General features: G+C 75.5%; 22 protein-coding genes and 1 riboswitch. Of the genes, 10 read left to right on the top strand and 12 right to left on the bottom strand.

Going from position 1 to position 25,208, the window contains the following annotated elements; all coding sequences use genetic code 11:
- Window positions 1-204 precede the first annotated feature (204 nt).
- The 4 genes from ACFCY1_RS02925 (at window position 205) to ACFCY1_RS02940 (ending at window position 4,524) form a co-directional block, all read left to right on the top strand.
- A complete protein-coding gene (locus tag ACFCY1_RS02925; protein WP_375873273.1) occupies window positions 205-1,170 on the top strand; it encodes an alkaline phosphatase family protein in 966 nt (321 codons plus the stop codon).
- Window positions 1,171-1,175: 5 nt separating this feature from the next.
- The gene (locus ACFCY1_RS02930; protein WP_375873274.1) at window positions 1,176-2,570 is read left to right on the top strand and encodes an MFS transporter; all 1,395 of its coding nucleotides are present in this window, start codon (window positions 1,176-1,178) and stop codon (window positions 2,568-2,570) included.
- Window positions 2,567-3,598: a TolB family protein gene (locus tag ACFCY1_RS02935; RefSeq protein WP_375873275.1), complete on the top strand. Its 1,032-nt coding sequence runs from the start codon at window positions 2,567-2,569 to the stop codon at window positions 3,596-3,598. The genes ACFCY1_RS02930 and ACFCY1_RS02935 overlap by 4 nt, the downstream gene beginning before the upstream one ends.
- Window positions 3,599-3,720: 122 nt before the next feature.
- On the top strand, window positions 3,721-4,524 hold the full coding sequence (locus tag ACFCY1_RS02940) for a hypothetical protein (protein ID WP_375873276.1): 804 nt from the start codon (window positions 3,721-3,723) through the stop codon (window positions 4,522-4,524).
- A gap of 103 nt (window positions 4,525-4,627) precedes the next feature.
- Here the strand turns inward: ACFCY1_RS02940 and ACFCY1_RS02945 are convergent, their stop codons facing one another.
- Window positions 4,628-5,575, bottom strand: coding sequence for an EamA family transporter (locus tag ACFCY1_RS02945; protein ID WP_375873313.1), 948 nt, complete (start codon window positions 5,573-5,575; stop codon window positions 4,628-4,630).
- A gap of 162 nt (window positions 5,576-5,737) precedes the next feature.
- Here ACFCY1_RS02945 and ACFCY1_RS02950 point away from each other — a divergent pair, with 162 nt between their 5' ends.
- Both ACFCY1_RS02950 and ACFCY1_RS02955 read left to right on the top strand, forming a co-directional pair.
- Window positions 5,738-6,247: a MarR family winged helix-turn-helix transcriptional regulator gene (locus ACFCY1_RS02950; RefSeq protein ID WP_375873277.1), complete on the top strand. Its 510-nt coding sequence runs from the start codon at window positions 5,738-5,740 to the stop codon at window positions 6,245-6,247.
- Between the two features lie 97 nt (window positions 6,248-6,344).
- The gene (locus ACFCY1_RS02955; protein ID WP_049655346.1) at window positions 6,345-6,797 is read left to right on the top strand and encodes a hypothetical protein; all 453 of its coding nucleotides are present in this window, start codon (window positions 6,345-6,347) and stop codon (window positions 6,795-6,797) included.
- Window positions 6,798-6,845: 48 nt separating this feature from the next.
- Here ACFCY1_RS02955 and ACFCY1_RS02960 read toward each other — a convergent pair whose 3' ends face one another.
- The 3 genes from ACFCY1_RS02960 to ACFCY1_RS02970 form a co-directional block, all read right to left on the bottom strand.
- The gene (locus ACFCY1_RS02960) at window positions 6,846-7,517 is read right to left on the bottom strand and encodes a class I SAM-dependent methyltransferase (RefSeq protein ID WP_375873278.1); all 672 of its coding nucleotides are present in this window, start codon (window positions 7,515-7,517) and stop codon (window positions 6,846-6,848) included.
- Window positions 7,518-7,544: 27 nt separating this feature from the next.
- Window positions 7,545-8,021 (bottom strand): hypothetical protein, encoded by a 477-nt coding sequence (locus tag ACFCY1_RS02965; RefSeq protein ID WP_375873279.1) that lies wholly within the window; start codon window positions 8,019-8,021, stop codon window positions 7,545-7,547.
- A 313-nt stretch (window positions 8,022-8,334) separates the two neighbouring features.
- The gene (locus tag ACFCY1_RS02970; RefSeq protein WP_375873280.1) at window positions 8,335-9,516 is read right to left on the bottom strand and encodes an FAD-dependent monooxygenase; all 1,182 of its coding nucleotides are present in this window, start codon (window positions 9,514-9,516) and stop codon (window positions 8,335-8,337) included.
- A gap of 141 nt (window positions 9,517-9,657) precedes the next feature.
- On the opposite strand from ACFCY1_RS02970, the gene ACFCY1_RS02975 reads away from it, so the two are divergent.
- Window positions 9,658-10,245 (top strand): TetR/AcrR family transcriptional regulator, encoded by a 588-nt coding sequence (locus tag ACFCY1_RS02975; protein ID WP_181970709.1) that lies wholly within the window; start codon window positions 9,658-9,660, stop codon window positions 10,243-10,245.
- An 88-nt stretch (window positions 10,246-10,333) separates the two neighbouring features.
- Window positions 10,334-12,043: a serine/threonine-protein kinase gene (locus tag ACFCY1_RS02980; protein ID WP_375873281.1), complete on the top strand. Its 1,710-nt coding sequence runs from the start codon at window positions 10,334-10,336 to the stop codon at window positions 12,041-12,043.
- 49 nt (window positions 12,044-12,092) lie between these two features.
- On the opposite strand, the gene cpt is transcribed toward ACFCY1_RS02980, so the two are convergent.
- The 6 genes from cpt to ACFCY1_RS03010 form a co-directional block, all read right to left on the bottom strand.
- On the bottom strand, window positions 12,093-12,629 hold the full coding sequence (gene cpt, locus ACFCY1_RS02985) for a chloramphenicol phosphotransferase CPT (protein ID WP_074001628.1): 537 nt from the start codon (window positions 12,627-12,629) through the stop codon (window positions 12,093-12,095).
- 152 nt (window positions 12,630-12,781) lie between these two features.
- The gene (locus tag ACFCY1_RS02990; protein ID WP_375873282.1) at window positions 12,782-14,155 is read right to left on the bottom strand and encodes a cobyrinate a,c-diamide synthase; all 1,374 of its coding nucleotides are present in this window, start codon (window positions 14,153-14,155) and stop codon (window positions 12,782-12,784) included.
- Between the two features lie 4 nt (window positions 14,156-14,159).
- Window positions 14,160-14,765 (bottom strand): cob(I)yrinic acid a,c-diamide adenosyltransferase, encoded by a 606-nt coding sequence (gene cobO / locus ACFCY1_RS02995; RefSeq protein ID WP_049655361.1) that lies wholly within the window; start codon window positions 14,763-14,765, stop codon window positions 14,160-14,162.
- A gap of 6 nt (window positions 14,766-14,771) precedes the next feature.
- Entirely contained in the window at window positions 14,772-16,898 is a 2,127-nt protein-coding gene (locus ACFCY1_RS03000) for a putative cobaltochelatase (protein WP_375873283.1), read from the bottom strand.
- Window positions 16,899-16,998: 100 nt separating this feature from the next.
- The gene (locus tag ACFCY1_RS03005) at window positions 16,999-18,513 is read right to left on the bottom strand and encodes a cobyric acid synthase (RefSeq protein ID WP_074001625.1); all 1,515 of its coding nucleotides are present in this window, start codon (window positions 18,511-18,513) and stop codon (window positions 16,999-17,001) included.
- The gene (locus tag ACFCY1_RS03010; RefSeq protein WP_375873284.1) at window positions 18,510-19,523 is read right to left on the bottom strand and encodes a cobalamin biosynthesis protein; all 1,014 of its coding nucleotides are present in this window, start codon (window positions 19,521-19,523) and stop codon (window positions 18,510-18,512) included. Before ACFCY1_RS03010 ends, ACFCY1_RS03005 begins: the two co-directional genes overlap by 4 nt.
- A 107-nt stretch (window positions 19,524-19,630) precedes the next feature.
- Window positions 19,631-19,764: riboswitch (cobalamin riboswitch) on the bottom strand.
- A gap of 312 nt (window positions 19,765-20,076) precedes the next feature.
- Here ACFCY1_RS03010 and ACFCY1_RS03015 point away from each other — a divergent pair.
- Window positions 20,077-21,183 carry an alpha/beta hydrolase gene (locus ACFCY1_RS03015; RefSeq protein WP_375873285.1) on the top strand — a complete coding sequence of 369 codons (1,107 nt, stop codon included), beginning with the start codon at window positions 20,077-20,079 and terminating at the stop codon, window positions 21,181-21,183.
- 667 nt (window positions 21,184-21,850) lie between these two features.
- Window positions 21,851-23,176, top strand: a complete 1,326-nt coding sequence (locus ACFCY1_RS03020) for a hypothetical protein (protein WP_074001623.1) — start codon at window positions 21,851-21,853, stop codon at window positions 23,174-23,176.
- 105 nt (window positions 23,177-23,281) lie between these two features.
- On the opposite strand, the gene ACFCY1_RS03025 is transcribed toward ACFCY1_RS03020, so the two are convergent.
- Together ACFCY1_RS03025 and ACFCY1_RS03030 are read right to left on the bottom strand one after the other, a co-directional pair.
- Window positions 23,282-24,160, bottom strand: coding sequence for a phosphatidylcholine/phosphatidylserine synthase (locus ACFCY1_RS03025; protein WP_369808332.1), 879 nt, complete (start codon window positions 24,158-24,160; stop codon window positions 23,282-23,284).
- The gene (locus tag ACFCY1_RS03030; protein ID WP_375873286.1) at window positions 24,147-24,839 is read right to left on the bottom strand and encodes a phosphatidylserine decarboxylase; all 693 of its coding nucleotides are present in this window, start codon (window positions 24,837-24,839) and stop codon (window positions 24,147-24,149) included. The genes ACFCY1_RS03025 and ACFCY1_RS03030 overlap by 14 nt, the downstream gene beginning before the upstream one ends.
- Window positions 24,840-25,208 lie beyond the last annotated feature (369 nt).

Consider the following 25,208-nt stretch of genomic DNA (forward strand, 5'->3'; position numbering starts at 1 on the left):
GGGTGTGAGATCCGACGCCGGTGCCGTCGCCGCTCCCGACGCCCTTCCCGACGCCCTTCCCGATGCTCTTCCCGACGCCGCCGGTCCGCCGGGGCGCGGCAGCTGTTCGCCTGTTCTTCACTTGTCTTGTGCGGTACACGTCACCGCGGCACTCCTACTGTTCTCGGCGCTCCCGCCAGGAAGCCCCGACATCCGGAGGACCCCATGGCCTTCGCACGACTGCGCACCCCCGGCACCCCCTCTTCCGCCGTCGCCCCCCTCCCGCGCCCCGGCCGCCGCCGGCCGCGCCCGCTGCGTCCGCTCACCGCGCTGGCCGCCGGCCTCGGCCTGGTCGCCGGCTCGCTCGGCCTCTGGGCCGCCGGCGGCAGCGCGGCCGCCGACACCGCCGCGGGCGCCGCCGCCGGCCTGCCCGCGCCCGACCACGTGGTCGTCGTCGTCCTGGAGAACCACGCCTACTCCCAGGTGATCGGCAGCTCCAAGGCCCCGTACATCAACACCACCCTGGTGGCCGGCGGCGCGACGCTGACCCAGTCCTACGCGCTCACCCACCCCAGCCAGCCCAACTACTACATGCTGTTCTCCGGCAGCTCCCAGGGCATCGTGGACGACGGCTGCGTGGACGTCGGCGCCCTGCAGCAGCCCAACCTCGCGTCCGAGCTGATCGGCGCCGGCCAGACCTGGGCCAGCTACAACGAGGGCCTGCCCGGCCCCGGCGCCACCGACTGCAGCAGCGGCAACTACGCCCAGAAGCACAACCCGTGGTTCGGCTTCGGCAACGTGCCCACCTCCAGCGCGTACGGCATGGACGCGTTCCCGAGCGACTACAGCACCCTGCCGAAGGTCTCCTTCGTCGTCCCGGACCTCTGCGACGACATGCACGACTGCTCCGTCGGCACCGGCGACTCCTGGCTCCAGGCCAACCTCGACGGGTACGCGCAGTGGGCGAAGAGCCACAACAGCCTGCTCCTGCTCACCTTCGACGAGGACAACAAGCTGTCCGGCAACCGCATCCCGACCCTCGTCTACGGCGCCCACGTCGCCCCCGGCAGCAGCACCGCCACCACGTACAACCACTACGACGTGCTGCACACCCTGGAGGACCTGGCCGGGGCCAACGCCCACGCGGGCAACTCGGCCGGCGCCGCCGACATCACCGGAATCTGGAACTGACGCCCGTGTACGTCGCGGACTCCCGCAGCTCGAAGGCCCCCGCCGCCCCGACCGACGCCGACGCGGCCCCCCTCGGGGCGGCCCCCGCGCCGGCCGCTGGGCGGGCGCGGCGGGGCGCCGTGCCGGGGGCGGTCCTCGCCCTCGGCACGGTCAGCCTGGTCACCGACATCTCCTCCGAGATGGTCACCGCCGTCCTCCCGCTCTACCTGCTCACCGGGCTCGGCCTCTCCCCGCTCGGCTTCGGCCTGCTCGACGGCATCCAGAACGGCTTCAGCGCGCTGGTCCGGCTGGTCGGCGGCCACCTCTCGGACCGCCGCGGCCGCGACGGCGCCGCCCGCCACAAGGCCGTCGCGGCCGTCGGGTACGGGCTGTCCGCGCTGTGCCGGCCGCTGCTGCTGTTCGTCCACACCGTGCCGCTGATCGGTGCCGTGATCGCCGTCGACCGCACCGGCAAGGGCCTGCGCACCGCGCCCCGGGACGCGATGATCTCGCTCGCCACCGAACCCGCCCACCGCGGCCGGGCGTTCGGGGTGCACCGGGCGATGGACACGGCCGGGGCCCTGCTCGGCCCGCTCACCGCCTTCCTGGTGCTGCGGCTGGCCGGCGGCCCGCTGCTCGCCGACGGCGGCGAACGGCACGGCTACGACGCGGTGTTCACGGTCAGCTCGTGCGTCGCGGCGCTCGGCGTGCTGATCCTGCTGCTGTTCGTGCCGAACCGGCAGCAGGGCGACGACGCCTCGGCGCCCGCCCCCTCGCTGCGCGCTAGCCTCACCTTGCTGCGGCTGCCGGGGCTGCGCCGGCTGACGCTCTGCGCCGTCCTGCTCGGCCTCACCACCGTCAGCGACTCATTCCTCTACCTGCTGGTCCAGCGCCGACTGGACCTGCCCGTCGACCTGTTCCCGCTGCTGCCGCTGGGCACCGCCGCGGCCTTCCTGCTGCTCGCCGTCCCGCTCGGCGCGCTCGCCGACCGGATCGGCCGCCACCGGCTCTTCCTCGCCGGGCACGGGGTGCTGCTGCTCGCGTACGGGCTGCTGCTCTCGCCGCTGCGGGGGCTGCCGGCGGTGCTCTGCGTGCTGGCGCTGCACGGCGCCTTCTACGCGGCCACCGACGGCGTGCTCGCCGCGGCGGCCGCCGACGCCGTACCCGCCGAGCAGCGCGGCGCCGGGCTCGCCCTGGTCGGCACCGGGCAGGCGCTGGCCCGGTTCGCCTGCTCGCTGCTGTTCGGCGCGCTGTGGAGCGCGGTCGGCGGCTCGGCGGCGCTGGGCTGGTCGGCGGGGGCGCTGGCGCTGTGCGTGCTCGGCGCGGCGGCGGTGCTGCGCCGGTCCGAGCCCTCCGCCGCGGCGGTGCCGCACCCGTCCGAACCCGTCGTCGTGAAGCCCCCGGAGGAGAAGAGCCGATGAACCTGCGGAACCGGACCAGGGTGATCATCCTGCTGGTCGCCGTCGTGCTGCTCGGCGCGGTCGGCACCGGGGCCGTCCTCTACGCCGCCGACCGCACCGCCCGCCGGGACCAGGCCCAGCCCGGCGGGCCGTCCGTCGCGTCCGGCCCGGTGTCACTACAGGTGCAGTCCGGCGGACGACAGCTGTTGTTCCGCAACATGGCCTGGGGCCCGCACCGGGACGAGATCACCACCGTCGCCGCCGACCACCCGGACGGCCCGCGCACCGCCTCGGGCGTCCAGTGCCTGCGCTTCCACGCCGCCGCCGGCACCGGCATCTGCCTCCAGGCCCAGCACGGCGCGCTGGAGGACACCTACCGCGCCGTCGTCCTGGACGACCACCTGCGCGAGCTCCGCTCGTTCCCGGCGGCCGGCATCCCCACCCGCTCCCGGGTCTCGCCGTCCGGGCACCTCGCCGCCTGGACGGTCTTCGTCAGCGGCGACTCGTACGCGGGCAGCGACTTCTCCACCCGCACCTCGATCGTGGACGTCCGGGACTGGAACCTGCGGGAGAACCTGGAGGACTTCGCGGTCGTCCTGGACGGCCGCCCGTACCAGGCGCACGACATCAACATCTGGGGCGTCACCTTCGCCGACGACACCACCTTCTACGCCACCCTCGCCAGCGCCGGGCAGACCCACCTCGTCCGCGGCGACCTCACCGCCCGCACCCTCACCGCCCTGCACGGCAACGTCGAGTGCCCCTCGCTCTCCCCGGACGGCACCCGCGTCGCCTACAAGAAGCGCGTCCCCGGCCTGCCCGCCGACGCCCCGTGGCGGCTGTACGTGCTCGACCTCGCCACCATGACCGAGACCGCCACCGCCGAGCAGCGCAACATCGACGACCAGGCGCTCTGGTCCGGCGCCGGCACCCTGGTCTACGCCCTGCCCGGCGACTACGGCGCCGACCTGTGGACCGTCCCGGCGGACGGTTCGGGCCGCGCGGAGTCGGTCACCAAGGCCGCGGTCGCCCCCGCCTACCTGGGCTGAGGAACTCTCGGCTACCGTCCCACGTCGAGCAGAGTGTGACGTCCCGATCAGGCACCTCGAACAAATGTCCTGATCAGACGTCCTGATCGAGCGTTCTGACCGAACGGGGGAGCAAGACAACCGTGGACGGCATCCCACCCGAGCGCACGGTGACCGACTCGTGGCCAGCCCTGCACGGCCGCCCGGTCCTGCGGCGCACCGTCGCCGTCGGGCTGGTGCTGTGCGTGTCCGTCGCCGCCGCCCTCGTGGTGCGCGGCGTCAACGCGCTCACCGCCGGCGGCACCGGCCGCGAGACCGACCGCGACCGCGCCGAACGCCTGGCCGGGCTCCACCCCTCCCAGCACCCCGGCGTCGGCCGCTTCTACGTCCCGGTCGGCGCCGTCTACACCCACACCTCCGACGGCGCCCCGGTCGCCTACCTGCACTACCGCCTCGGCGGCGGCCGGGCCCCCGGTCTCGGCGACTTCCTCAGCGCCTACGACCTCCCCGCGCCCGGCCCGGTCGCCCCGCTCCCCGCCGACCTGCTCGCCGCCCTCGGCGGCGACGAGCCGGCCGAGGCCCCGGAACTCCCCGACTCCCCGCCGCCGCCCGTCGCCACCCCCTCCCCCTCGGCCACCCCCGCTCCCGCCGAGAGCCCGTCCCCGGAGGCCACCCCCGTCCCGGAGTCCGACGACCCCCTCGCCGAGCCCGCCGACCCCGCCGACCCGGCCCCCGTGGTCGCCCCCGCCCCGGACCCCGTCCCGGACGAGCCCGCCGCCCCGGACGAGCCCACCCCCGACGACCCCGCCCCGAGCCCCACCTGGACCCCCACCCCCAGCCCCACCGCCCTCCCCACCCACGCCCCCACGGCCCGCCGCATCTACGTCGCCACCATCTCCGGCGGCCTCCCCGGCGCCGCCGACATCTACATCCGCGCCACCGGCTGACCCTGGCCGTCCACGCTCACCCGCCGCTCCGCGCCGGCCTCCGGACGCGCCTGCGCCCCGCCAGGAGGGACTCGGCGGGGCGCGGGCGTTCGGGAGGGGCTGGTCAGCGGGCGGCGGTGGCCGGTTCGGGGCGGGGGGTGGGGGGCTCGGCTGCGGCTGTGGAGGGGGTGGTGGCCGGGGCCGGGGTCGGGGTGCGGCGGGTGGGGGCCTGGCCGACGAGCATGGCGGCGAGGGCGAGGAGGAGGCCGAGGACCTGCCAGGGGGTGAGGGTCTGGCCGAGGACGAGGAGGCCGCCGAGGGTGGCGACGACCGGGTTGATCAGGCCGAGGAAGGAGGCCGGGCCGGCGCCGAGGTGCTCGATGCCGCGGAACCAGAGGGAGTAGGCGAGCGCGGTGCCGAACAGGCCGAGGTAGGCGAAGCCGGCCAGGTTGGCGGCGCTCAGGGCCGGCGGTGCGCCCTCGACCAGGGCGGCGAGCGGGACGAGGAAGACCGAGCCGGCCAGGAGCTGCCAGCCGGTGAGGTCGAGCAGGGTGGCGCCCTCGGGGCGGCCCCAGCGGCGGGTGAGGACGGTGCCCATGGCCATCAGCGAGATCCCGGCGACCATCGAGGCGATGCCGACGCCGTCCAGCCGGGCGCCGCTCTTGAGCACCAGCAGGGCCACTCCGCCGACCCCGACCAGTCCGGCGATCACCGCCCGCCGTCCGGGGCGCACCCGCAGCACGCCGATCGAGAACCCGGCGACGAGCAGCGGCTGGATCGCCCCGATGGTGGCGGCGACGCCGCCGGGCAGGCGGTAGGCGCCGACGAACATCAGCGGGAAGAACAGTCCGATGTTGAGCATCCCGAGCACGGCCGCGCGCCCCCACCAACGCCCCTTGGGAAGTCGGCGGCCGATCAGCAGCAGGAGCAGTCCGGCCGGGAGCGCGCGGAGCGCGGCGAGCAGCAGCGGGCGGCCGTCGGGCAGCAGCTGGGTGGTGACGAGGTAGGTGGTGCCCCACGCGGCCGGGGCGAGTGCGGCGGTGGCGGCGATCCCCGCGCGCTTGCGGTCCATGACGGCCATGACGTCCCCCTGAACGTTGATTATCTGAACGTTGAGATAATTTCTACGCCGGGGATCCGCGAACGTCAAGTATGTGAATGTTAAGATATCTACGTCGGGTGGGCAGTGGACACTGGACGGCTACGGACAGACGGCTCCGGAAGGGCGGCGGGCATGCAGCAGCGCGACACCGTGGACGACATCGTCGAGCAGTGGGCCCGGGCCCGCCCCGAGCTGGACGCCGGGCCGATGGCCCTGATCGGCCGGCTGCGACGGCTCAACGTCCGGGTCGACAACGCCCTGCGCGAGTACTTCACCGCCTGCGGCCTGGACTCCTCCGAGTTCGACGTGCTGGCCACCCTGCGCCGCTCCGGCGAGCCGTACGAGCTCAACGCCCGCGCGCTGCTCAAGTCCGCGATGGTCACCTCCGGGGCCATCACCAACCGGGTCGACCGGCTGTCCGCCAAGGGACTGGTCGAGCGCAACCCCTGCCCGACCGACCGCCGGGCCGTCCTGGTCCGCCTCACCCCGGCCGGCAAGGAGCTGATCGACGGGGCGCTGGCCGGTCACGTCCGCAACGAGGAGCGCATCCTCTCGGCCCTCGACGCGGACGAGCGCAACCGGCTCGACGCCCTGCTGCGCAAGCTCCTCATCGCGCACGGGGACACCGAGCCGCTCCTCTGAGCCGGGGCCGGTGCCGCGGTGGAGGGGGCGGGCGGCGTGTCCAGCGGTGTCCCGGCGGCGTTATCCCCTGCGGAAGCCCACCGGAGGAGAGGCCCCGATGAAAGAGAAGACCCCCAGGGACATCGCCGTCGGCGACCAGCTGCGGGCCGCCGGCACCGAGGGTGCCCAGTGGCTGACCGCCTCCGGGTGGGGGCCGCCGGTCAAGGTGCCGCTGCAGGAGGCGGCGAAGTGGCAGCAGGAGACCCGCGCCCGGATGCTGGCGTCGCAGCGGGACGAGTCCTGCACCTGGTGCGACCACCTGCTGTACGGCGGGCCGCAGCCCGTCGTCGTGCACGCGGAACACCCGACCCACCTGATCTGCCGCGCCTGCTCGATCGCCGCCCGCCCCCGCCGGGTCTGCCTGGACTGCGGGGAACCCGCCGCCTCCACGTCCCCGGCCGACGGGCGCGAGGACGTCTTCATGGGCGCGGTGGCGATCTACACCCGGCTGCGCTGCGCCGCCTGCCACCACTCCGACCCGCTCACCGGCACCTTCGGCCAGCCCGTCTGACCGGGGCGTCTGGTCGGGAGGTCCGATCGGGCCGCCCGACCGGGCCGCTCAACGGCGTGCGACCAGCGCGTACCGCTCGTCGTCCACTGGACCGCCCCACAGCTCGGCCTCCCCGCCGAGCGGCTCGACCCGCAGCTCGGAGACCAACGGCCGTACGGCCGCCGCGAGTTCCTCCGCCCCGACCCCGCCGCCCCACGGCAGCGGCCCTGCCCCGGCCGGGTACGGCGAGACGGTGGCCTGCCCGGTCTCCCGCCAGCGGCCCTCGACCAGGACCAGCCGGCCGCCCGGCCGCAGCAGCCGCACCCAAGCGCGCAGCGCCCGCTCGGGCTCGGGGAGCGTCCAGACCAGGTGCCGCGACAGCAGGACGTCGAAGCTCTCGTCCCCGAGCGGCGGCGCGCCCGCGTCACCCACCAGGAACCGCGCCGTCAGGCCCGCCGCGACCAGCTTCGCCCTGGCCCGCCGGACCATCCTCGGCGCCAGGTCCACGCCCGTCACCCGGTGCCCGTCCGCCGCGAGCAGCAGCGAGAGCGAGCCGGTGCCGCACCCGACGTCCAGCACGTCCGCCGCCCCGCCCGGCACCCACCCCCGCACCCGCCGAAGCCACGCCGCCCGCACCGGCCCCGCCCGCAACCCGTGGTCGGGCTCCTCGTCGAAGGCCGCGGCGGCCGCGTCCCAGTACTCGGCAATGGCGCGGCGGCCGGAGTCATCCATGGCGCGCATCATCGCAACCGCCACCGACACGGGCCGCTACCCGCCGATGGGGAAGGGGATCCCGTGCCGGTCCCCGCTCACCGACCGCCGAATGACGTTGACCAGCCTGACCTGTGCCGCAGTCGTCGACCGCCGAGCCTGCTCGAACTCGTCCGGAGACAGCGGATCGGTTCGTGGGTCGCGGCTACGAGCCACCTGATCGAGGAAGGTCTCGACGGCACGGCCGAACTCGTCGAGCTCGGCGGCGACTTCCCTGGGTGCGATCAGGCTCGCGTGCATCAGGGCCGCACTCCATGCGCCCCAGTCGTAGTCCCAGCCACGCCGTTCGCCGTGTGCGCGCCTGAGTTCCATTGTGAATCCGGCGTAGTGGCCCAGTAGTTCCCGGTATGCGGCGAGCTGCTGGTCCCGGGACCAGTGCCGGTCCTGGGCGCGGCGCGTGACGATGCCGCCGACCAGTACACCTGCCGTGGCTGAAAGCGCCCCGGCCGCCGTCGTCACCAGTGTGTCCAACATGGGGCCTCCTCGCCAGCGCTGACGAACGGCGGCACGAGACCAGGGCCCGGGTGCGTTGCGGGGAAGTACCCGAAGCTGCCCCAAGGTGGCACGGTGCCGGAACCCGCCGACCGTACCGGCTCACCCCACCACACCCCGGGGAGCTTGCCAACTGTGTTGGACGGGTTGGAGGTTGGCGCTTGCGGATCGAATTCGACAGCTTCTCCCGAGCTGTCATTCGCCCAGGGGTCTTGTGGACCGTTGGCTCCAGGCGGAGGCAACGGCTCTCTGTGTGTCGCCTGCGCCCGCCCCGCAGTCGGGGCGGCAGATCCCCTCACCCCGCTCCGCCCAGGGTCGGTGGCTGCCAGTCGAAGGTCGCGGCCGAGCGGTTCAGCAGGGTGCGGGCGGGGAGGAGGCCGGTGAGGGTGAGGGCGGTGTCGCGCAGGAGGGTGGCGGCGGGGGAGCGGAGGGCGACGAGGTCGCCGATGCGGCGGGAGGCGGCGACGACGGCGGTGGTGCGGGGGAGTCGGGCGGCGGTGTAGGCGGGCAGGGCGGCGGCCGGGTCGGCGGCGGGGGTGAGCAGGGAGGCGAGGACGACGGCGTCCTCGATGGCCTGGCAGGCGCCCTGGCCCTGGAAGGGGCACATCGCGTGGGCGGCGTCGCCGAGGAGGGCGACCCGGCCGTGGTGGTGGGCGGGCAGCGGGTCCGCGAGGTCCCAGACGTCGTGGCGCAGGACGCGTTCGGGCTCGGCCAGGGCGAACAGCTGCGGTACGGGGGCGCACCAGTCGCCGAACCGGCGCAGGAGTTCGGCCCGCTCGTCCCCGTCGGCGGCCCGCTCGCCGGCCGGGGCGAGGGCGGCACCGTAGACGTAGACCCGGCCGTCGGCGAGCGGGACGACTCCGGCGAGCCGGCCGCGGCCCCACACCTCGCCGACGGCGGCCGGGCGGCGGTCGGGGGTGACGACGGCGCGCCAGGTGGTGAAGCCGCTGTAGCGGGGGCCGGGGTGGCGGGGGAAGAGCAGGGCCCGGGTCGCGGAGCGGATGCCGTCGGCGGCGACGACCAGGTCGGCGGTCTCCTCCCCGTCGGCGGTGCGCAGGACGGCGGGCTCGGTGGCGCTGCCGGGGGTGACGAGGGTGGCGGGCGAGCCGGTGCGGACGGTGTCCTCCGGGAGCGCGTCGACCAGGGCGGCGATGACGTCGGCGCGGGCGACGGCGGCGATGGTGTCGCCGAAGCGGGCCTCGAAGGCCGTGGTGTCGAGGCGGGCGAGCCAGCGGCCGGAGGGGTGGCGCAGGCCGACGGCGGGGTGCGGGGCGGCGAGGGCGCGCAGGCGCGCGCCGACGCCGAGCCGGTCGAGGGAGCGCAGGGCGTTGGGGGCGAGGGCGAGCCCGGCGCCGACGGGTTCGAGGGATTCGGCGCGTTCGTGGACGCGTACGGGGATGCCCTGCCGGTGGAGGGCGAGGGCGGCGGTGAGGCCGCCGATGCCGCCGCCGATGACGATCGCCTGGTGCAGGCCCATGAGGGGGCTCCTCTTCTCGCGCGACCCGGTCACTACAGGTGTAGTGTCCGATGTCCGGCACGCTACTACATGTGTAGTGAGCCGTAAACTACGGCTGTAGTGAGTTGGGGGAGCCCGACTGGAAAGGCCATGATCGGACCCATGACACCCCCGCGCCCGACCCTGATCGCCGACGCCGCCATCGACCTGATCGCCGACGCCGGCCTGCGCGGGCTCACCCACCGCGCCGTGGACGACGCGTCCGGCCTGCCCGCCGGCTCGACCTCCAATCTCGCCCGGACCAGGGCCGCCCTGCTGGAGCTCGTGCTCACCCGGATCGTCGAGCGGGAGACCGCCGACTTCCCGGTCCTCGCCGAGGGCGAACTGCCGCGGGCCGCCGTCCCGCCGCGCGAACTGCTGGCCGAGGTCGGCGCCGAGGTGCTCTTCCGGGCGCTCACGGAGGGCCGCCGACTCACCCTGGCCCGCCTGGAACTCGCCCTGGAGGCCACCCGCAGGCCCGAACTGCGCACCCTCTACGACCGCCTGGGCGCGCGCTTCGCCCAGCGCGCCGCCGAGCTGCTCGCCGCCTCCGGCTCGGGCGACCCCACGGGGGACGCCCGCCGGTTGATCCGCTGGTGCGACGGCGTGCTGTTCAACGCCACGGCCGGCAGCGGGCACTGGCACGTGCCGATGCCGGAGGAACTGCGCGAGGAGATCGACCGCTACCTCGCCGTGCTGCTCGACCGGTAGGAGCCGGTAGGACCGGTGGGACCCGGTCGGGCCGGGGCCCGGGGGTGCCCGCCTATACTCCCTCTGCCCGATCAGGCAGGGGGAAGAAATGCTGAACACGCTCGACGTCGCGGTACTGGTGGTGGTCGGGGTGGCGCTGCTGGTGCGGCTGGCGACGCTGCCGGTGCTGGTCCGTGCCCAAGCGGCAACGCGCCGCCGGGCGTTGGCGGCCGCCGCTGCGGACCCGGCCGGAGGTGCGCGGGGCGGCACCGGCGCGACGATCGGCGAACTGACGGTGGGTCTGCTGACCGCCGTGGGAGTGCTGGCCGTCCTGCGCGCCTGGAGCAGCGTCCTCTTCGAGGGGCTGGGGCGGTCGTTCGACGTCTACAACGCGCGGTACCTCACGATCGTCTCGCACCTGCCCCTCCACTCGGCGCGGACCTGGTACATCACCTCCTTCGTCGTCTGCCTGCTGCTCTGGCTGCTGCTCTGGTGCCTGACCCAGCGCAACCTGTGGACCGTCGGCATGCCGCCTCGGCTGTGGCGGGCCGGCCGGACCCGGGCCCAGGTCGCCGGCCTGCTCGCCCTCCGCGCGGTGCTCGCCGTGTTCCTCCTGCCGGTCGGGCTGATCGTCGCCGCGCTGGTGTTCCAGGCCGTCGCGATGGCGGCGAGCCGCCGGGCCAGGCCGGTCGGCGCGGAGGCGGTACGCGCCGAAGAGGCCCGAGCGGCCCAGGCCGCCCAGGCGCTCCCGGCGTCGCCGTACCCGTACGTGCCCACCGCGCCGGCGCGGGCGCCGTACGTCCCGCCGCAGACGCCGTACGCCCCGCCTCAGGCCCCGTACGTCCCCACGCAGTTCGGGCAGCCCGCCCCTCCGGTGCCGGCTGCCCCGGCCGCCCCGCCGGTGCTGCCGAGGCCGCCCGTCGGCAGCCCCCTCAGTGCTCACGAGCCCCGCACGATCGGCGGCTACCAGCTCCTCGGCCGGATCGGCTCCGGCGGCATGGGCACGGTCTACCTCGCCCAGCGGCAGGGCTCCGCCACCCAGGTCGCGCTCAAGACCATCAACCTCGAACTCCTCGACGACGCCGACCTGTTGCGCCGCTTCCAGCGCGAGTCCGAGGTGCTGGCGATGGTCCCCGGCGCCTACACCGCCCGGGTGCTCGACACCGGTGTGGACTCCGGACGCCCGTACCTGGCCATGGAGTTGCTGGACGGCCGCCCGCTGGACGCCCACCTGCGCGAGCAGGGGCCGATCCGCTCCGCCGAGGCGCTGCGGGCCCTCGCGCTGGCGCTGGCCGTGGCGCTGTCCGGGGTGCACCGCCTGGGGCTCGTCCACCGGGACCTCAAGCCCGCCAACATCATGCTGACCACGGCCGGTCCGCGCCTGCTGGACTTCGGCATCGCGGCGATCGTGGACGGCACCCGGCTGACCGCCACCGGCGGCGGGCCGGGCACCCTGACGTACATGGCGCCGGAGCAGTTCGGCGAGGAGCGGGTCGGTACGGCGGCCGACGTGTGGGCCTGGGCGTGCTGCGTGGTGTGCGCGGCGCACGGCGCCAGCCCGTTCGCGGCGACCAACACGGGAGCGGTGATCCGCCGGATCGTGGAGACCGGGCCCGAACCCGCGGCGCTGGCGGCGGTCCAGGCCCTCGACCCGGCGCTCGCCGCCGTCGTCACCCGCGCGCTGGCCATGGCCCCCGAACAGCGCCCGGCGGACGGCACGGCCCTGCTGGCGGCGCTGGCGGCGGCCCAGCCGACGGCGCCGGACCCGGCGGCCGTCCACGACCAGATCACCCGGGGCTGGCAGACCCTCGCGCTGTAGCGGCGGCGACGGGTCCGGCCCCGGTGGCTCCGGAAGCGAGGGTGCGGCCTCAGCCGTCGGACGTTGCCCGCCCGGCGACGAGCCGGGCGCAGTCGTCCACCGAGGCCCGCGAGGTGTCGACGACCAGGTCGTACGTGACGCCCTCGTGCACCAGCGAGGCCTGCGCGGCGGCCATCCCGGCCGCCCGGTCGCCGCGGGCCGCCTCCCGCTTCGCGGCCACCGCCGGATCGCAGCGCACCCCGACCCAGAGCACGTCCAGGCCCTCCAGTGCCGACCGCCACCGGGCCTGCGAGGCGGCGCCGCCGAGGAACACCTCGTCCACCACGATCCGGGCCCCGGCCCGGGCCATCGCCGCGACCCCGAGCGTCCAGGCGGCGTCCAGGGTGGCGAAGACCGGGCCGACCTCGACCGTCCCGTCCCCGTCCTCCAGCCCGCCGATGCCCTCGCCGCCGGTGCGCAGCGACGGCGGCAGCGCCTCGACCATGGTGTCCGCGCCGAGGTGCAGCCAGGGGTCCGGCAGCAGCTCCTGCAGGCGCAGGGCGATGCTCGACTTGCCGGAGCTGGAGCCGCCGTTGAGAACGATCACATGCATGCGCGGAGCCTACGGCCGCACACCCCGCGTCGTCGCGGCGTTATCCCGGGGGTGCCAGAGGGGCGCGGCCGTGGATCGCACGGCCCCGACCGCCCCCCATCAATGCCGCCCCCATCAACGCCGCCCCCCACCGCCGAAGCCCCGGACTACGCCGCCCCCGCCGCGAAGGCCGCCGCCGCGGCGGTGAAGGAGGCGGCCACCGCCGGTGCGCCCGCCCAGTGCAGGTGCAGGTAGGAGGCGTGCACGTTGCCGCTCGCGAAGCCCTCGGTGCGGGGGCCGGTCGGCAGGCGCCAGCCCCAGGCGGGGAGTTCGCCCGCGCCGGGCTCGCAGACCGTGCGGTGGAACTCGTGGCCGCGCAGCCTGGTGCCGGCCGGGGCCAGCGGGGAGTCGTGCAGGGCGACCGCCTCCCGGTAGCCGAGGGTGAGGCGTTCGGTCATCCGGGCGTCGGTGGGCAGCACGCCGCACATCGGCAGGCCGTCCAACTCCCGTCCCAGGTAGAGCAGTCCGGCGCACTCGGCGGCGACCGGCCCGCCCGCGGCGGCGAACGCGGCGATGGCGGCGCGCAGCGGGGCGTTGCCGCTCAGCTCGCGGACGTACAGCTCGGGGAAGCCGCCGCCGATGACCAGGCCGGCCGTTCCGGCGGGCAGCGAGGAGGCGTGCAGCGGGTCGAACGGGACCACCTCCGCGCCCGCCGCGCCGAGCAGTTCGGCGTTCTCGGCGTACGAGAAGGAGAAGGCCGCGCCGCCCGCCACCGCGATCCGGGGCCGGCCGGCCACCGGGGTGACCTCGGCCGACGGGTCCCAGGGTTCGGCGTCCAACTCCGGTGCCGTCCGGGCGAGTTCGAGCAGGGCGTCCAAGTCGACCGAGGAGGCGACCAGTTCACCCATGTCGGCGACCGCCTGGAGGGCCTCCGCCGAGCGTTCCACCGCCGGGATCAGCCCGAGGTGGCGGGAGGGTGTGGCGACCGCCGCCGAGCGGCGCAGCGCGCCCAGCACCGGCACGCCGGAGCCCTCCTCCAGGGCCTCGCGCAGCAGGTGCTCGTGCCGGTCGGAGGCGACCCGGTTGAGGATCACCCCGGCGAGCCGCACCTGCGGGTCCCAGGAGGCGAATCCGTGCACCAGCGCGGCCACCGAGCGGGACTGCGAGGAGCCGTCCACGACCAGCACCACCGGCGCCCGCAGCAGCTTGGCGACGTGCGCCGTGGAGGCCAGTTCGCCGCGCCCGGAGGCCCCGTCGAACAGGCCCATGACCCCCTCGACGACGGCGACGTCCGCCCCCGCCGCGCCGTGCAGGAACAGCGGCGCGATCCGCTCCGGCCCGCACATGAAGGCGTCCAGGTTGCGGCCCGGGCGCCCGGCGGCGAGCGCGTGGTAGCCCGGGTCGATGTAGTCGGGGCCGACCTTGTGCGGCGACACCGCCAGCCCGCGCGCGGCGAGCGCCGCGATCAGGCCGGTGGCGACGGTGGTCTTGCCGGCGCCCGAGGAGGGCGCGGCGACGACGAGGCGGGGGATGTTGCTCAACGGTCTACCACTCGATACCGCGCTGGCCCTTGCGGCCGGCGTCCATGGGGTGCTTGACCTTGGTCATCTCGGTGACCAGGTCGGCGAAGCCGGTCAGCGCCTCGGGCGCGTACCGGCCGGTGATGACGACGTGCTGGCTGCCCGGGCGGTCCTTGAGCACGGCGACCACCTCGTCCGGGTCGACCCACCCCCAGTGCATCGGGTAGGTGAACTCGTCGAGCACGTAGAAGCGGTAGGTCTCGGCCGCGAGGTCGCGCTTGACCTGCTCCCAGCCCTCCTTGGCCGCCTCCTCGCTGGACATCTCCTGCTCGGCGGAGCGCTGGATCCAGGACCAGCCGGAGCCCATCTTGTGCCAGTCGACGGTGCCGCCCTCGCCGGAGGCGCCGAGCACGCGCAGCGCGTTCTCCTCGCCGACCTTCCACTTGGCGGACTTCACGAACTGGAACACCCCGACCGGCCAGCCCTGGTTCCAGGCCCGCAGCGCCATGCCGAACGCGGCCGTGGACTTGCCCTTGCCGGGGCCGGTGTGCACGGCGGTGATCGGCAGCGTGCGGCGCTGACGGGTCGTCAGGCCGTCGTCGGGGACGCTCTCGGGGACTCCCTTGGGCATGTCGGCTCAGGCCGCCTTTCGCATCGAAGTGGTCGAACGGTTCGCGGAGCGGTCCGCGGCGCGGTTCTCGCGGACGAGCGAGGCCACGCCCTCGGCGCGCAGCTCGTCCAGGCTGACGGCGGTGCCGCCGAGCAGCCCGGCCAGGGTGCGGGCCAGGCCCAGGCGGACCGGGCCGGACTCGCAGTCCAGCACCACGCTGGCCGTGCCCTGCGCCGCGAACAGCGCGGCCGCGCGGCGCGACTGGGCGAGCGCGTCCCGCCCGCCGGTGGCCCGGCCGTCGGTCACCACGACCAGCAGCGGGCGCCGGCTCGGGTCGCGCAGCCGCTCCACCCGCAGCACCTCGTGGGCGCGCAGCAGGCCGGCGGCGAGCGGGGTCCGCCCGCCGGTGGGCAGCGACTCCAGCCGGGCCGCGCCGACCTCCACCGAGGAGGTGGGCGGCAGTGCCAGCTCGGCGCCCGAGCCCCGGAAGGTGATCATGCCGATCTTGTCGCGGCGCTGGTAGGCGTCCATCAGCAGCGACAGCACCGCGCCCTTGACGGCGGTCATCCGCTGCCGGGCGGCCATCGAGCCGGAGGCGTCCACCACGAACAGCACCAGGTTGGACTCCCGTCCCTGGCGCACCTGTTCGCGGAAGTCGTCCTTGTGCACCACCAGCGCCCGCCCGCTGCGCCCGCGCGCGGCCTGGTGCGGCGCGGCGGCCTGGAGGGTCGCGGTCAGGTGCAGTCGGGCGAGCGCGCCCTGCGGGCGGCGGGCGCGGATGGTGTGCCCGCCGGTGGTCTCGGCGGGGGAGCGGCGGCCCTGGGCGCCGTGCCCGGTGCCCTTCACGGTGAACAGCCGCGTCCGGTACGGGTCGCCGGCTGCGACCGGCGCCGACTCCCGTGTAGGGGCCGGGTGTTGGGCCGGTACGGGCGGCTGCGCGGGTGCCTCGGGGCCATCGGAGGCGGGGTCCTCGGGGGAGGGCGCCTCGGGCGCCTCGGGGCCGCCGTCGGACGGCTCGGGCGCGCCGCCGCCGTCGGGGCCGCCCCCGTCCGGGCCGCCCTCCGGCCCGTCGCCGTCGTCGCTGCCGCCACCGTCGCCGTCCGGGCCGGGCCCGTCGTCCTCGGGCTCCGGCTCCTCCTGCTGGGCGTGCTCCTCCAGCGTCCGGTCCAGCTGCTCCTCGTCCAGCCCGGGCGCGTCGAAGGGGTTGCGGCGACGGCGGTGCGGCAGTGCCAGCTGGGCGGCCTTGCGGACGTCCTCCTCCAGCACCTCGGTGCGCCCGTCCCAGGCGGCCAGCGCGACGGCGGTGCGGGCCATCACGATGTCCGCGCGCAGCCCGTCCACCTCGAACGCGGCGCACACGGCGGTGATCTGACGCAGCGCCACATCGGTCAGCTCGACCTTGGGCAGCAACTCCCGTGCGGCGGTGATGCGTTCGGCGAGCGCCCGCTCCTCCTCGGCGAACCGCGCGGCGAATCCGGTCGGGTCCGCGTCGTACCCGAGCCGGCGGCGGACCACCTCGGCGCGCTCGGCCGGGTCCCGGGTGGCGGCGATCTCGACGGTCAGCCCGAACCGGTCGAGCAGCTGCGGCCGCAGCTCGCCCTCCTCCGGGTTCATGGTGCCGACCAGCAGGAACCGGGCCGCGTGCCGCACCGACACGCCCTCGCGCTCGACGTACGAGCGGCCCATCGCGGCGGCGTCCAGCAGCAGGTCCACCACGTGGTCCTGGAGCAGGTTCACCTCGTCGATGTAGAGCACGCCGCGGTGCGCCCGGGCGAGCAGTCCGGGCTCGTAGGCCTTGACGCCCTCGGCCAGCGCCCGCTCCAGGTCGAGCGAGCCGACGATCCGGTCCTCGGCCACGCCGACCGGCAACTCCACCAGCTGGGAGGGCCGTTCGGAGGAGGACGGGGAGTCGTGCGGCCCGTCCGGGCACTGCGGGTCGGGCGCGGCCGGGTCGCAGGCGAAGCGGCAGTCGTCCACGGTGGCGATGGACGGCAGCAGGCCGGCCAGCGCGCGCACCATGGTCGACTTCGCGGTGCCCTTCTCGCCGCGCACCAGCACGCCGCCCACGGCCGGGGAGACCGCGTTCAGCAGCAGTCCGAGCCGCAGGTCGGCCATGCCGACGATCGCGGTGAACGGATAGCGGACGTCACTCATGCCGTACCCCAGTCCTGTCGTGCCTGACTCTGTGATCGTGCCCGGCCCTGCTGCCCCGCCCGGTTCGGCGGTCCTGCCCAGCCCTGCGTCCGTGTCCGGCTCATGCGTCACTCCCAGGGGCCCCGGGCGGGAGGAACGGCAGCGATCCGGCCGCCGGCACCCCGCCCTCGATCAGCTTCCACAGCGCGTCGGTGTCCGCGTGCTCCTCGATCAGGTCGCCCAGCCGGTCCAGCCGGGCCTCGCGCGCCGCGGCGAAGGAGGTGTCCGGCGCCGGGACGAACGCCCGGCCGGACAACTCGGCGACCTCGCGCAGGAGTTCGCGGCGGAACCCGTCGTTCTCCAGCGCGCCGTGCCAGGTCGTGCCCCAGACCGGGCCGACCCGGCAGCCGTCCAGGAAGGGACTGCCCCCCTCCACGGTCACCACCCCGTGGTGGATCTCGTAGCCCTCGACCCGCTGCCCGAACGCCTCGCCGACCGGCCGCGCCAGCACCTTCTCGACGCCGAACCGCACCCGCGTCGGCAGCAGGCCGAGGCCGTCGACGGCGCCCGCCTTCGACTCGACCTCGTCCACGATCGAGTGCGCCAGCATCTGGTAGCCGCCGCAGACCCCGAGGACCGGCAGTCCGGCCGCCACCCGCGCTTTCAGGGCCGGCTCCAGGCCGCGCTCGCGCAGCCAGGCGAGGTCCGCGACGGTGGCCCGGGTACCGGGCAGCACCACCAGGTCGGCGTCGGCCAGCTCCTCCGGCCTGGTCGCCCAGCGGACCAGCACGCCCGGCTCCTGCGCGAGCGCGTCCATGTCGGTGAAGTTGGACAGCCGGGGGAAGCGCACCACGGCCACCCGCAGCACGTCCGCGCCGAGCGGCCCGGGCCCGTCCGCCCGGTCCGCCACGGTGGACAGGTCCAGCGAGTCCTCGGCGTCCAGCCAGAGCCCGGGCAGCATCGGCAGCGTGCCCAGCACCGGACGGCCGGTCAGCTCGTGCAGCATCTCCAGCCCGGGCGCCAGCAGCCGCGCGTCGCCGCGGAACTTGTTGACGAACCAGCCCGCCACGTGCCGCTGGTCCTCCGCCGACAGCAGCGCCAGCGTCCCGTACATCGCCGCGAAGACCCCGCCGCGGTCGATGTCCCCGACCACCACCACCGGCAGGGCGGCGGCCGTGGCCAGGCCCATGTTGGCGATGTCGCGGTCGCGCAGGTTGATCTCGGCGGGCGATCCCGCGCCCTCGCAGACCACCACGTCGTAGCGGCCGCGCAGGTCGGCCAGGCACTCCAGGGCGCGCTCCAGCAGGACGGGCTTGCGCTCGCGGTAGTCCAGCGCGCCGACCTCGGCCACCGGCCGGCCGAGCAGCACCACCTGGCTGCGGCCGTCCGCGCCCGGCTTGAGCAGCACCGGGTTCATCGCCGCCTCCGGCTCCACCCGGGCGGCCTGCGCCTGCATCGCCTGGGCGCGGCCGATCTCGGCGCCGTCGGCGGTGACGAAGGAGTTGAGCGACATGTTCTGCGCCTTGAACGGCGCGACCCGTACGCCCTGGCGGGCGAGCCACCGGCAGATCCCGGCCGTCACCACGCTCTTGCCCGCGTCCGAGGTCGTCCCCGCGACCAGCAGTGCGTTGCTCATGCCCGTCCCCTCTTCTTCAGCAGTGCCCGCAGCAGGACGTGCCCCGCGACCGTCGTACCCAGCGCCAGTGCGCCCACCCGCCGGGAGAGCGCGCAGGCCCGCTCGATGTCGTCCACCGTCACCGGCCGCAGCTCCGCGCCCAGGACGGGCCGGTGCTCCACCCGCTCGCCGTACCGCAGCGTGCCGCCCAGTCGGACGCCCACCGCGCCGGCGAACGCCGATTCGGCCTGGCCCGCGTTCGGGCTCGGGTGCGCGGAGCCGTCGCGCCGCCAGACCCGCCAGGCGGTCCGGGGCTCGGGGGCGGCGGCCACCGTCAGCAGCGCCGTCAGCCGGGCGCCCGGCCAGCCCGCCACGTCGTCCAGCCGGGCCGAGGCCCAGCCGAACCGGGCGTAGCGGGGCGAGCGGTGGCCGACCATGGCGTCCAGGGTGTTCACGGCGCGGAAGGCCAGCAGGCCGGGGGTGCCGGCCAGGGCGCCCCAGGTCAGCGCGTTCACCACGGCGTCGGCGGTGTTCTCGGCCACCGACTCGACCACCGCCCGGGCGATCTGCTGCCCGTCCAGCGCGCTCGGGTCCCGCCCGCACAGGTGCGGCAGCCGCTCCCGGGCGGCGGCGAGGTCGCCGGCGGCCAGCGAGCGGCCGATGGTGCGGGCCTCCCGGGTCAGCGAGGTGCCGCCGAGCACCGTCCAGGTCGCGGCCGCCGCCAGCGCCGCCCGGCCCAGCGGGCGCCGGCCCACCGTACGGTCCAGGGCGAACGCGCCCGCCGCGACCGCGCCCACGCACAGCGCGGTGTACCCGGCCCCGGCGGCGCGGTCGTCGCGCCACAGCCGCCGCTCCAGCCGGGTCGCGGCGCTGCCGAAGAAGGCCACCGGGTGGCCCCGGCGGGGGTCGGCGAAGCGGGCGTCGGCGGCGTAGCCCGCGGCGGCGCCGAGTGCGAACACGGCGGCGCGGGCCAGCGGGCGCGAGGCTCGGGTCAGCGGGCGCGGAGCGGGGGAAGGCGCGCGCGGGGTCATCGGCCGCACGGCGGAGGGCAGCTCGGAGTCCGGCCGGGCGGGGCAGCCTGCATCGCGTGCGTGTCCTCACTCAGGGTCCGCGCCCTGGATCGACGTGACGGCGGCGAGAGTCTCCTGGCTTCCGGGTCGAACGCACCCCCGGAGCCTTCCAGCGGCCGTCGACGGCCCGCCGTGGCGATGTTCCGAGCGTGCTCCCCGGTGACAGTGGCGGGACCGCGCCGGACTTCCACCGGCTTCCTCTCCATGCCTCCGTTTGGCCCCAGGATCCCATCACGGGCCCGAACCGGGAGTCAACCGAGGTCACGGAGGGGTTGGTCACACGGGGACGCCGCTGACGCCCGGTCGGATCGCCCGGCGCGGCCCCGCCCCGACCCCCGCCACCGGCACCCCCTGAGTACCGCCCTGAGCACCCCGGGAGCGCCCGCCGGGTGACCCGGACGGCCCAGCCCGGTGGCCGGTCGGGCGGAGCGCCGGTGAACTGGGGCTCGAACACCGTCCGGTCCGTGAAGAACGTCCGTGAACAACGTCCGTGAACAACAGAGCGGGGAGCGAGATGCGTTGGGGAACCGCCGCCGTCGTGGCGGCCGCCGCGGTGGGGGCCGCCGTGCTGGTGGTCGGCCGCCGGGCCTCCGAGCGGATGGTCCGTCCGGTGACCGCCGTCCAGGAGTCCGGGCCGGTCCAGGTCCGCGCCCTCGCCGCCGGCCGGGTCACCTTCACCCGCGGCCCCGCGAGCCTGCGCCCCGGCCGCTGGGCGGTGGAGTGGGCGGACGGCGGGCACGCGGTCGTCGAGGAGGTGCTGCACGCCGACGAACAGGGCGTCACCCGCCGACTGGTCCGCGCCGACCGGGGCACCCTCGTCCCCGGCACCGAGGTCCGCTTCACCCCGCGGGTCCACCTCGGCGACCCCACCGAGGCGCTCGGCCTCGCCTTCGCCGACACCACCGCCGACGGCGAGCTCGGCGCCCTCCCCGCCTGGCGGCTCGACGGCAAGCGCGGCACCTGGGTGATCCTGGTGCACGGCCCCGGCGACGACCGCCGGCAGACCCTCCCGGTGCTCCCCGTCCTCGACCGGCTCGGCCTGCCCGCCCTCGCCGTCACCCACCGCGGCGACCGGGGCGCCCCCGCCTCCCCGGACGGGCTCAGCCACTTCGGCGAGACCGAGTGGCGCGACATCGAGGCGGCGGTACGGCTGGCGCTCGACAGCGGCGCGGGCAAGGTGATCCTGTACGGCTGGTCCGTCGGCGCGACCATCGTGCTGCAGACCGTGGCCCGCTCCGCCTGGTCGCACGCCGTCCGCGGCCTGATCCTCGACTCGCCCGTGCTCGACCTGCCCGCCTCCGCCCGCCGGGACGCCGCCCGGGCCGGCTTCCAGGGCGTCGCCGCCGAGCTCGGCGCCCTCGCCGCCGAGGGCCGCACCGGGGTCGACCTCGCCGACTTCGGCCGCATCGCCGACGGCACCGACCTGCGGGTGCCGACCCTCCTCCTGCACAGCCCCGAGGACCGGATCGCGCCCTTCGGCACCGCCGAGAAGCTGGCCGCCGCCCGCCGCGACGTGGTGAGCCTCCAGCCCTTCCCCGGTGCCGACCACGCCACCCTCTGGAACACCGCCCCCGACCGCTACACCGAACTCCTCCGCCGCTGGCTCACCCCGCTCCTCTAGGGGCTCAACCACCCCCCCTGTGCGCGAGGGCGTTTTCGGCTGGTCCCCGCCGCTTTTCCCGGTGCGATTCCCCCCGTCCGAGAATGAACGTTCCTCCCATTCCTCCGGGCCCGCGTGAAAAGTCGGCCCGGCCGACTTCCGGTGCGGCTCGATCCCGATCACGCCGCCCACCATCCGTCCGGATTCGGGCTGGACAGTCCTGCCGGGCGTCGCCGGGCCGAAACGCCCCCGTACGGGCCCCTCGGCTGTCAGGAGCAATATTTGGCCCGGCCCCTTACCCCCCACCCGTACGCACGGTGACCGCCCGAGCATTCCGGGCAACCGGCCCGCCCTCTGTGGCATGGGCAGGTCACACGTTTCCGGCCAGGCGGTTTGCCGTTGTTGCCCGATCTTGCGGAGGTGCCACCGGCGGTCGCCCGGTCGTACGGACAACCGGATGTGACAGAAGGCCGGTACAAGGGGAAGACTGCTCGACGTGACGTCTCGGAACCCGCGCGACCGTGATGCCCCGCTCCCGCCGACGATCGGTACCGGTGCGACGGTGACCCGTCTCCCCGGAACGGCCCAACGGCCCGCCGGTGGCAGGCCGGGCGGGGCGGGAGTCCCCCGTAACGCAGTACCCCGGCGACGAGGGCCCGCTCCGGCTCCCGGGCGGGGCAGGGTTCCCGTGCCGGAGGGCTTTCCGGCACCCTCCGAGCTGGCGCCGCTGGCCCGCCGGATGCTGGTGGACGCCGTCCGGGTCGCCCGCTGGGCCGGTGAGCTGGCCGAGGTCGACAAGCGCGGCGAGCTGCTCCCGGACGACGCCCGCGCGGCGGGCCGGGCCCTGGCCATGACGGTCGGTGCCGCCGCCAAGGCCTGGGGGCAGGCGCTGCTGGTGGGCCTGGTGGAGGCCCGGGACGGCGGAGCCGGCCCCGGCTGGCGCCTGCACGCCTGGGAGCACGACGACGAGGCCGTGGTGCGCGGCTGGTCGGCGCTGTTCGACGCCTGGACCCTGCTCGCCCCGGTGCCGCCCGCGGCGCTGCGCGGCGTCTTCGCCGTCCTGGCCGGGCAGGCCGTGGACCAGGCCCCGCAGCTGCTCTCCTTCCTGCACCTGGTGGACGGTCCGGTCGCCGAGAGCGAGCTGCTGGAGCTGCTGCGCCGCGGCCTGGACGAGCGCCGGGTCGGCACCGGCCTCGGCGGACCCGGCCTGTCGCCGGTGCCGCACGCGGCCTCGGCCGTCTCCGCCGTCCGCGGCACCTGCCGCGCGCCGCAGATCGACACCCCGGCCGCGCCCTCGGACGTGGCCGCCGTCCTGGACTGGATGCTGGACGGCCTGGCGGCCGTCGGCGCCCTGGTGCGCAGGAACGACGCCGCGGAGCTGTCGCCGCTCGGCCACTGGGCGGTGCGGGCGAAGCTGGAGGAGATCTGCACGGTCGCGCAGACCGCGGCCGGGCACATCGAGCAGAGCGCCTTCGAGCTGCTGAACGCCTGCGCGGACTACTCGCCGGGCCCGGCCCGCGCCGAGTTCCGGGCCTGGGTCGCGGCCCGTCCGGCCGACCGGGCGGTGGGCGAGCTGCTGGACGCCGCCCAGGGCGACGACGCGCTGGTGCGCGGGCTGGCCTTCGAGGCACTGCGGGTGGCCGGCGGACCGGCTGAGCAGGCGGTGCGCGCGGCGGTGGACGAGCCGGTGCTGCGCCCGTACGCGCTGCTGTGGCTGGCGGAGCGCGCGGACGAGGGCGTCGCCCCGGCGGACGTGCTGGGCGCGGAGGACGCGGCCTGGCTCTGGGTGGACACCGCGGCCGCGGTGCTCGACCACGGCGAGACCGAGCTGCTGGTGGGCCACGTCGAGGGCGCCGCGGCGGGCGACCCGGTCCGGCTGTTCGCCCGGGCCCGGCAGTCCGGCCACCCGCGGGCGGCCTCGGTGCTGACGGCGGTCTCGAGCGTGCACCCGGACCCGGGCGTGGCCCGGGCGGCCCGCCGCTCGGCGTTCAGCGTGCACACCGGCGGCGCCTGAGCCGCACGGGCGCACGGGAACACGGGCGCACAGGAACACGGGAACACGGAAAGGGCCCGGAACCACCAGGTTCCGGGCCCTTCCCCATGTCGGTCGTGGGACGGCTCAGCCGAGCCGCGACTCCGCCCGCCGGGCGCGGACGTCGCCGACCTTCTGCCCCACCTTGCGGCGGATGACCAGCAGCGGCGCCATCGCGGCGAGCGTGATCTGGGCGAACGCGCCGACGTGCATCAGGCTGTCGCCGCCGGGCAGCCCGGTCGCCCAGGCGGCCAGGCAGCCGATCGCGACGACGACCCAGCAGAGCGTGGCGGTGGCCAGCAGCCCCTGCGGCTTCGGGTACTCGATCCGGCTGACCATCAGGTACGCGGCGCCGAAGATGGCGAGCAGACCGGGCAGGAACGGCGGGTCGAGCAGCACGATGGCGATCACCGTCATCGCGCCCATCGGGCAGGGCATGCCCTGGAACACCCCGGGCCGCATCTTGACGGCCGAGAAGCGGGCCAGCCGCAGGACCACCGCGAGCAGTACGGTCAGCGCGATCAGCGCCGACAGCTTGCTGTTGGAACCCGGGGAGACCATGCCCCAGACCGCGACGAAGTAGGCCGGCGCGATGCCGAAGCTGATCAGGTCCGCGAGGTTGTCCAGTTCCGCTCCGAGGGCGGAGGAGCGCAGCTTGCGCGCCACCAGCCCGTCGAAGAGGTCGCACATCGAGCCGATCAGCAGCAGCGTGACCGCGGTGGCGGCGCTGTGCCGGTCCGGAGCGGCGTCCGGGTTGGTGATGTGCGGGACCAGGACCCCGGTGGTGATCGAGTAGATCGCCAGGAAGCCGCAGACGGCGTTCCCCAGGGTCAGGAAGTCGGCCGTGGACAGGTGCTGGGGAGAGCGCGGGGCACGCAGCTCGCGGTCCCGTGCCCAGCGGCGGCGGCGCAGGGCCGTCTCCTCGTCGTCCAGGCCGACGATTGTCTCAGGATCAGTCACGGTCAAGGCGCGTCACCCCGGCTGTGGTCTTCTGGCCGACCTCGACGCCGACCTCGACGCCGGCCGGCAGGTAGGTGTCGACGCGGGACCCGAACCGGATCAGACCGATCCGGTCGCCCTGCTCGACCTTGGTTCCGGCGTCCACGTACGGCACGATGCGGCGGGCCACGGCCCCCGCGATCTGGACCATCTCGATGTCGCCGAGCTCGGTGTCGAAGTGCCAGACGACCCGCTCGTTCTGGTCGCTGTCCTTGTTGAACGCGGGGACGAAGCCGCCCGCGACGTGCTCGACCGACGTCACGGTGCCCGGCAGGGGCGTGCGGTTGACGTGGACGTTCAGCGGGCTCATGAAGATCGCGACCCGGGTGCGGCCGTCCGGCCAGGCGTCGATGCTCTGCACCACGCCGTCGGCGGGGGAGATCACTCTGCCCGTGCCGATCTCACGCTCGGGGTCGCGGAAGAACCACAGCATGCCCGCGCCGAGGGCACAGGCGGGTACCGCAGCCAGGGCCCACTTGCCGCTGCGCCGGGTGAGGGCGGTGGTCACGGCGGCCGTGGCGAGGGTGGGGACGAACCAGGGGGTGGCTCCGCGCGCGATGGTCACGCGGGGTCGCCGACCGGCCGTCGGGGCTGCGAGGGCATCGCGGTCCGTGACGGAGGTGTGAGGGGACGGGCTGATGGGCATCGAAGACCTTTGTCGCGGGGGATCATGGCCGCTGGACGGGGGCCACCGCGGAATCGGTAATAGAGGGACGGCTTGCTGTCCCGGTGGATGCTATCGGGAGCAGACGGTGGGTGGGCAACCCGCCTGCTCGTTCACGTGTCCGGTGGCGGCGCGTGTGCGCGTCCACTCCTACGACCGTAGCTCGGCCCGGTCCGGTTCCCAAGGGACCCGACAGGGCTGGTGACTCTTGTCTCAACGGGTGCGCGGACGGAACCCGGCGGACGAAACGGCCGTAGCGGCCGGAAGCGGGTGTGCGGAAGCGGCCGCAGGGCGCGTCGTTGCAGCTGTACGCCCTGCGGCCGCTTCCGGCGGGCCGTGCCGGACCCAGGC

The sequence above is a fragment of the Kitasatospora sp. NPDC056273 genome (genome assembly GCF_042268845.1).
Taxonomy (GTDB): domain Bacteria; phylum Actinomycetota; class Actinomycetes; order Streptomycetales; family Streptomycetaceae; genus Kitasatospora.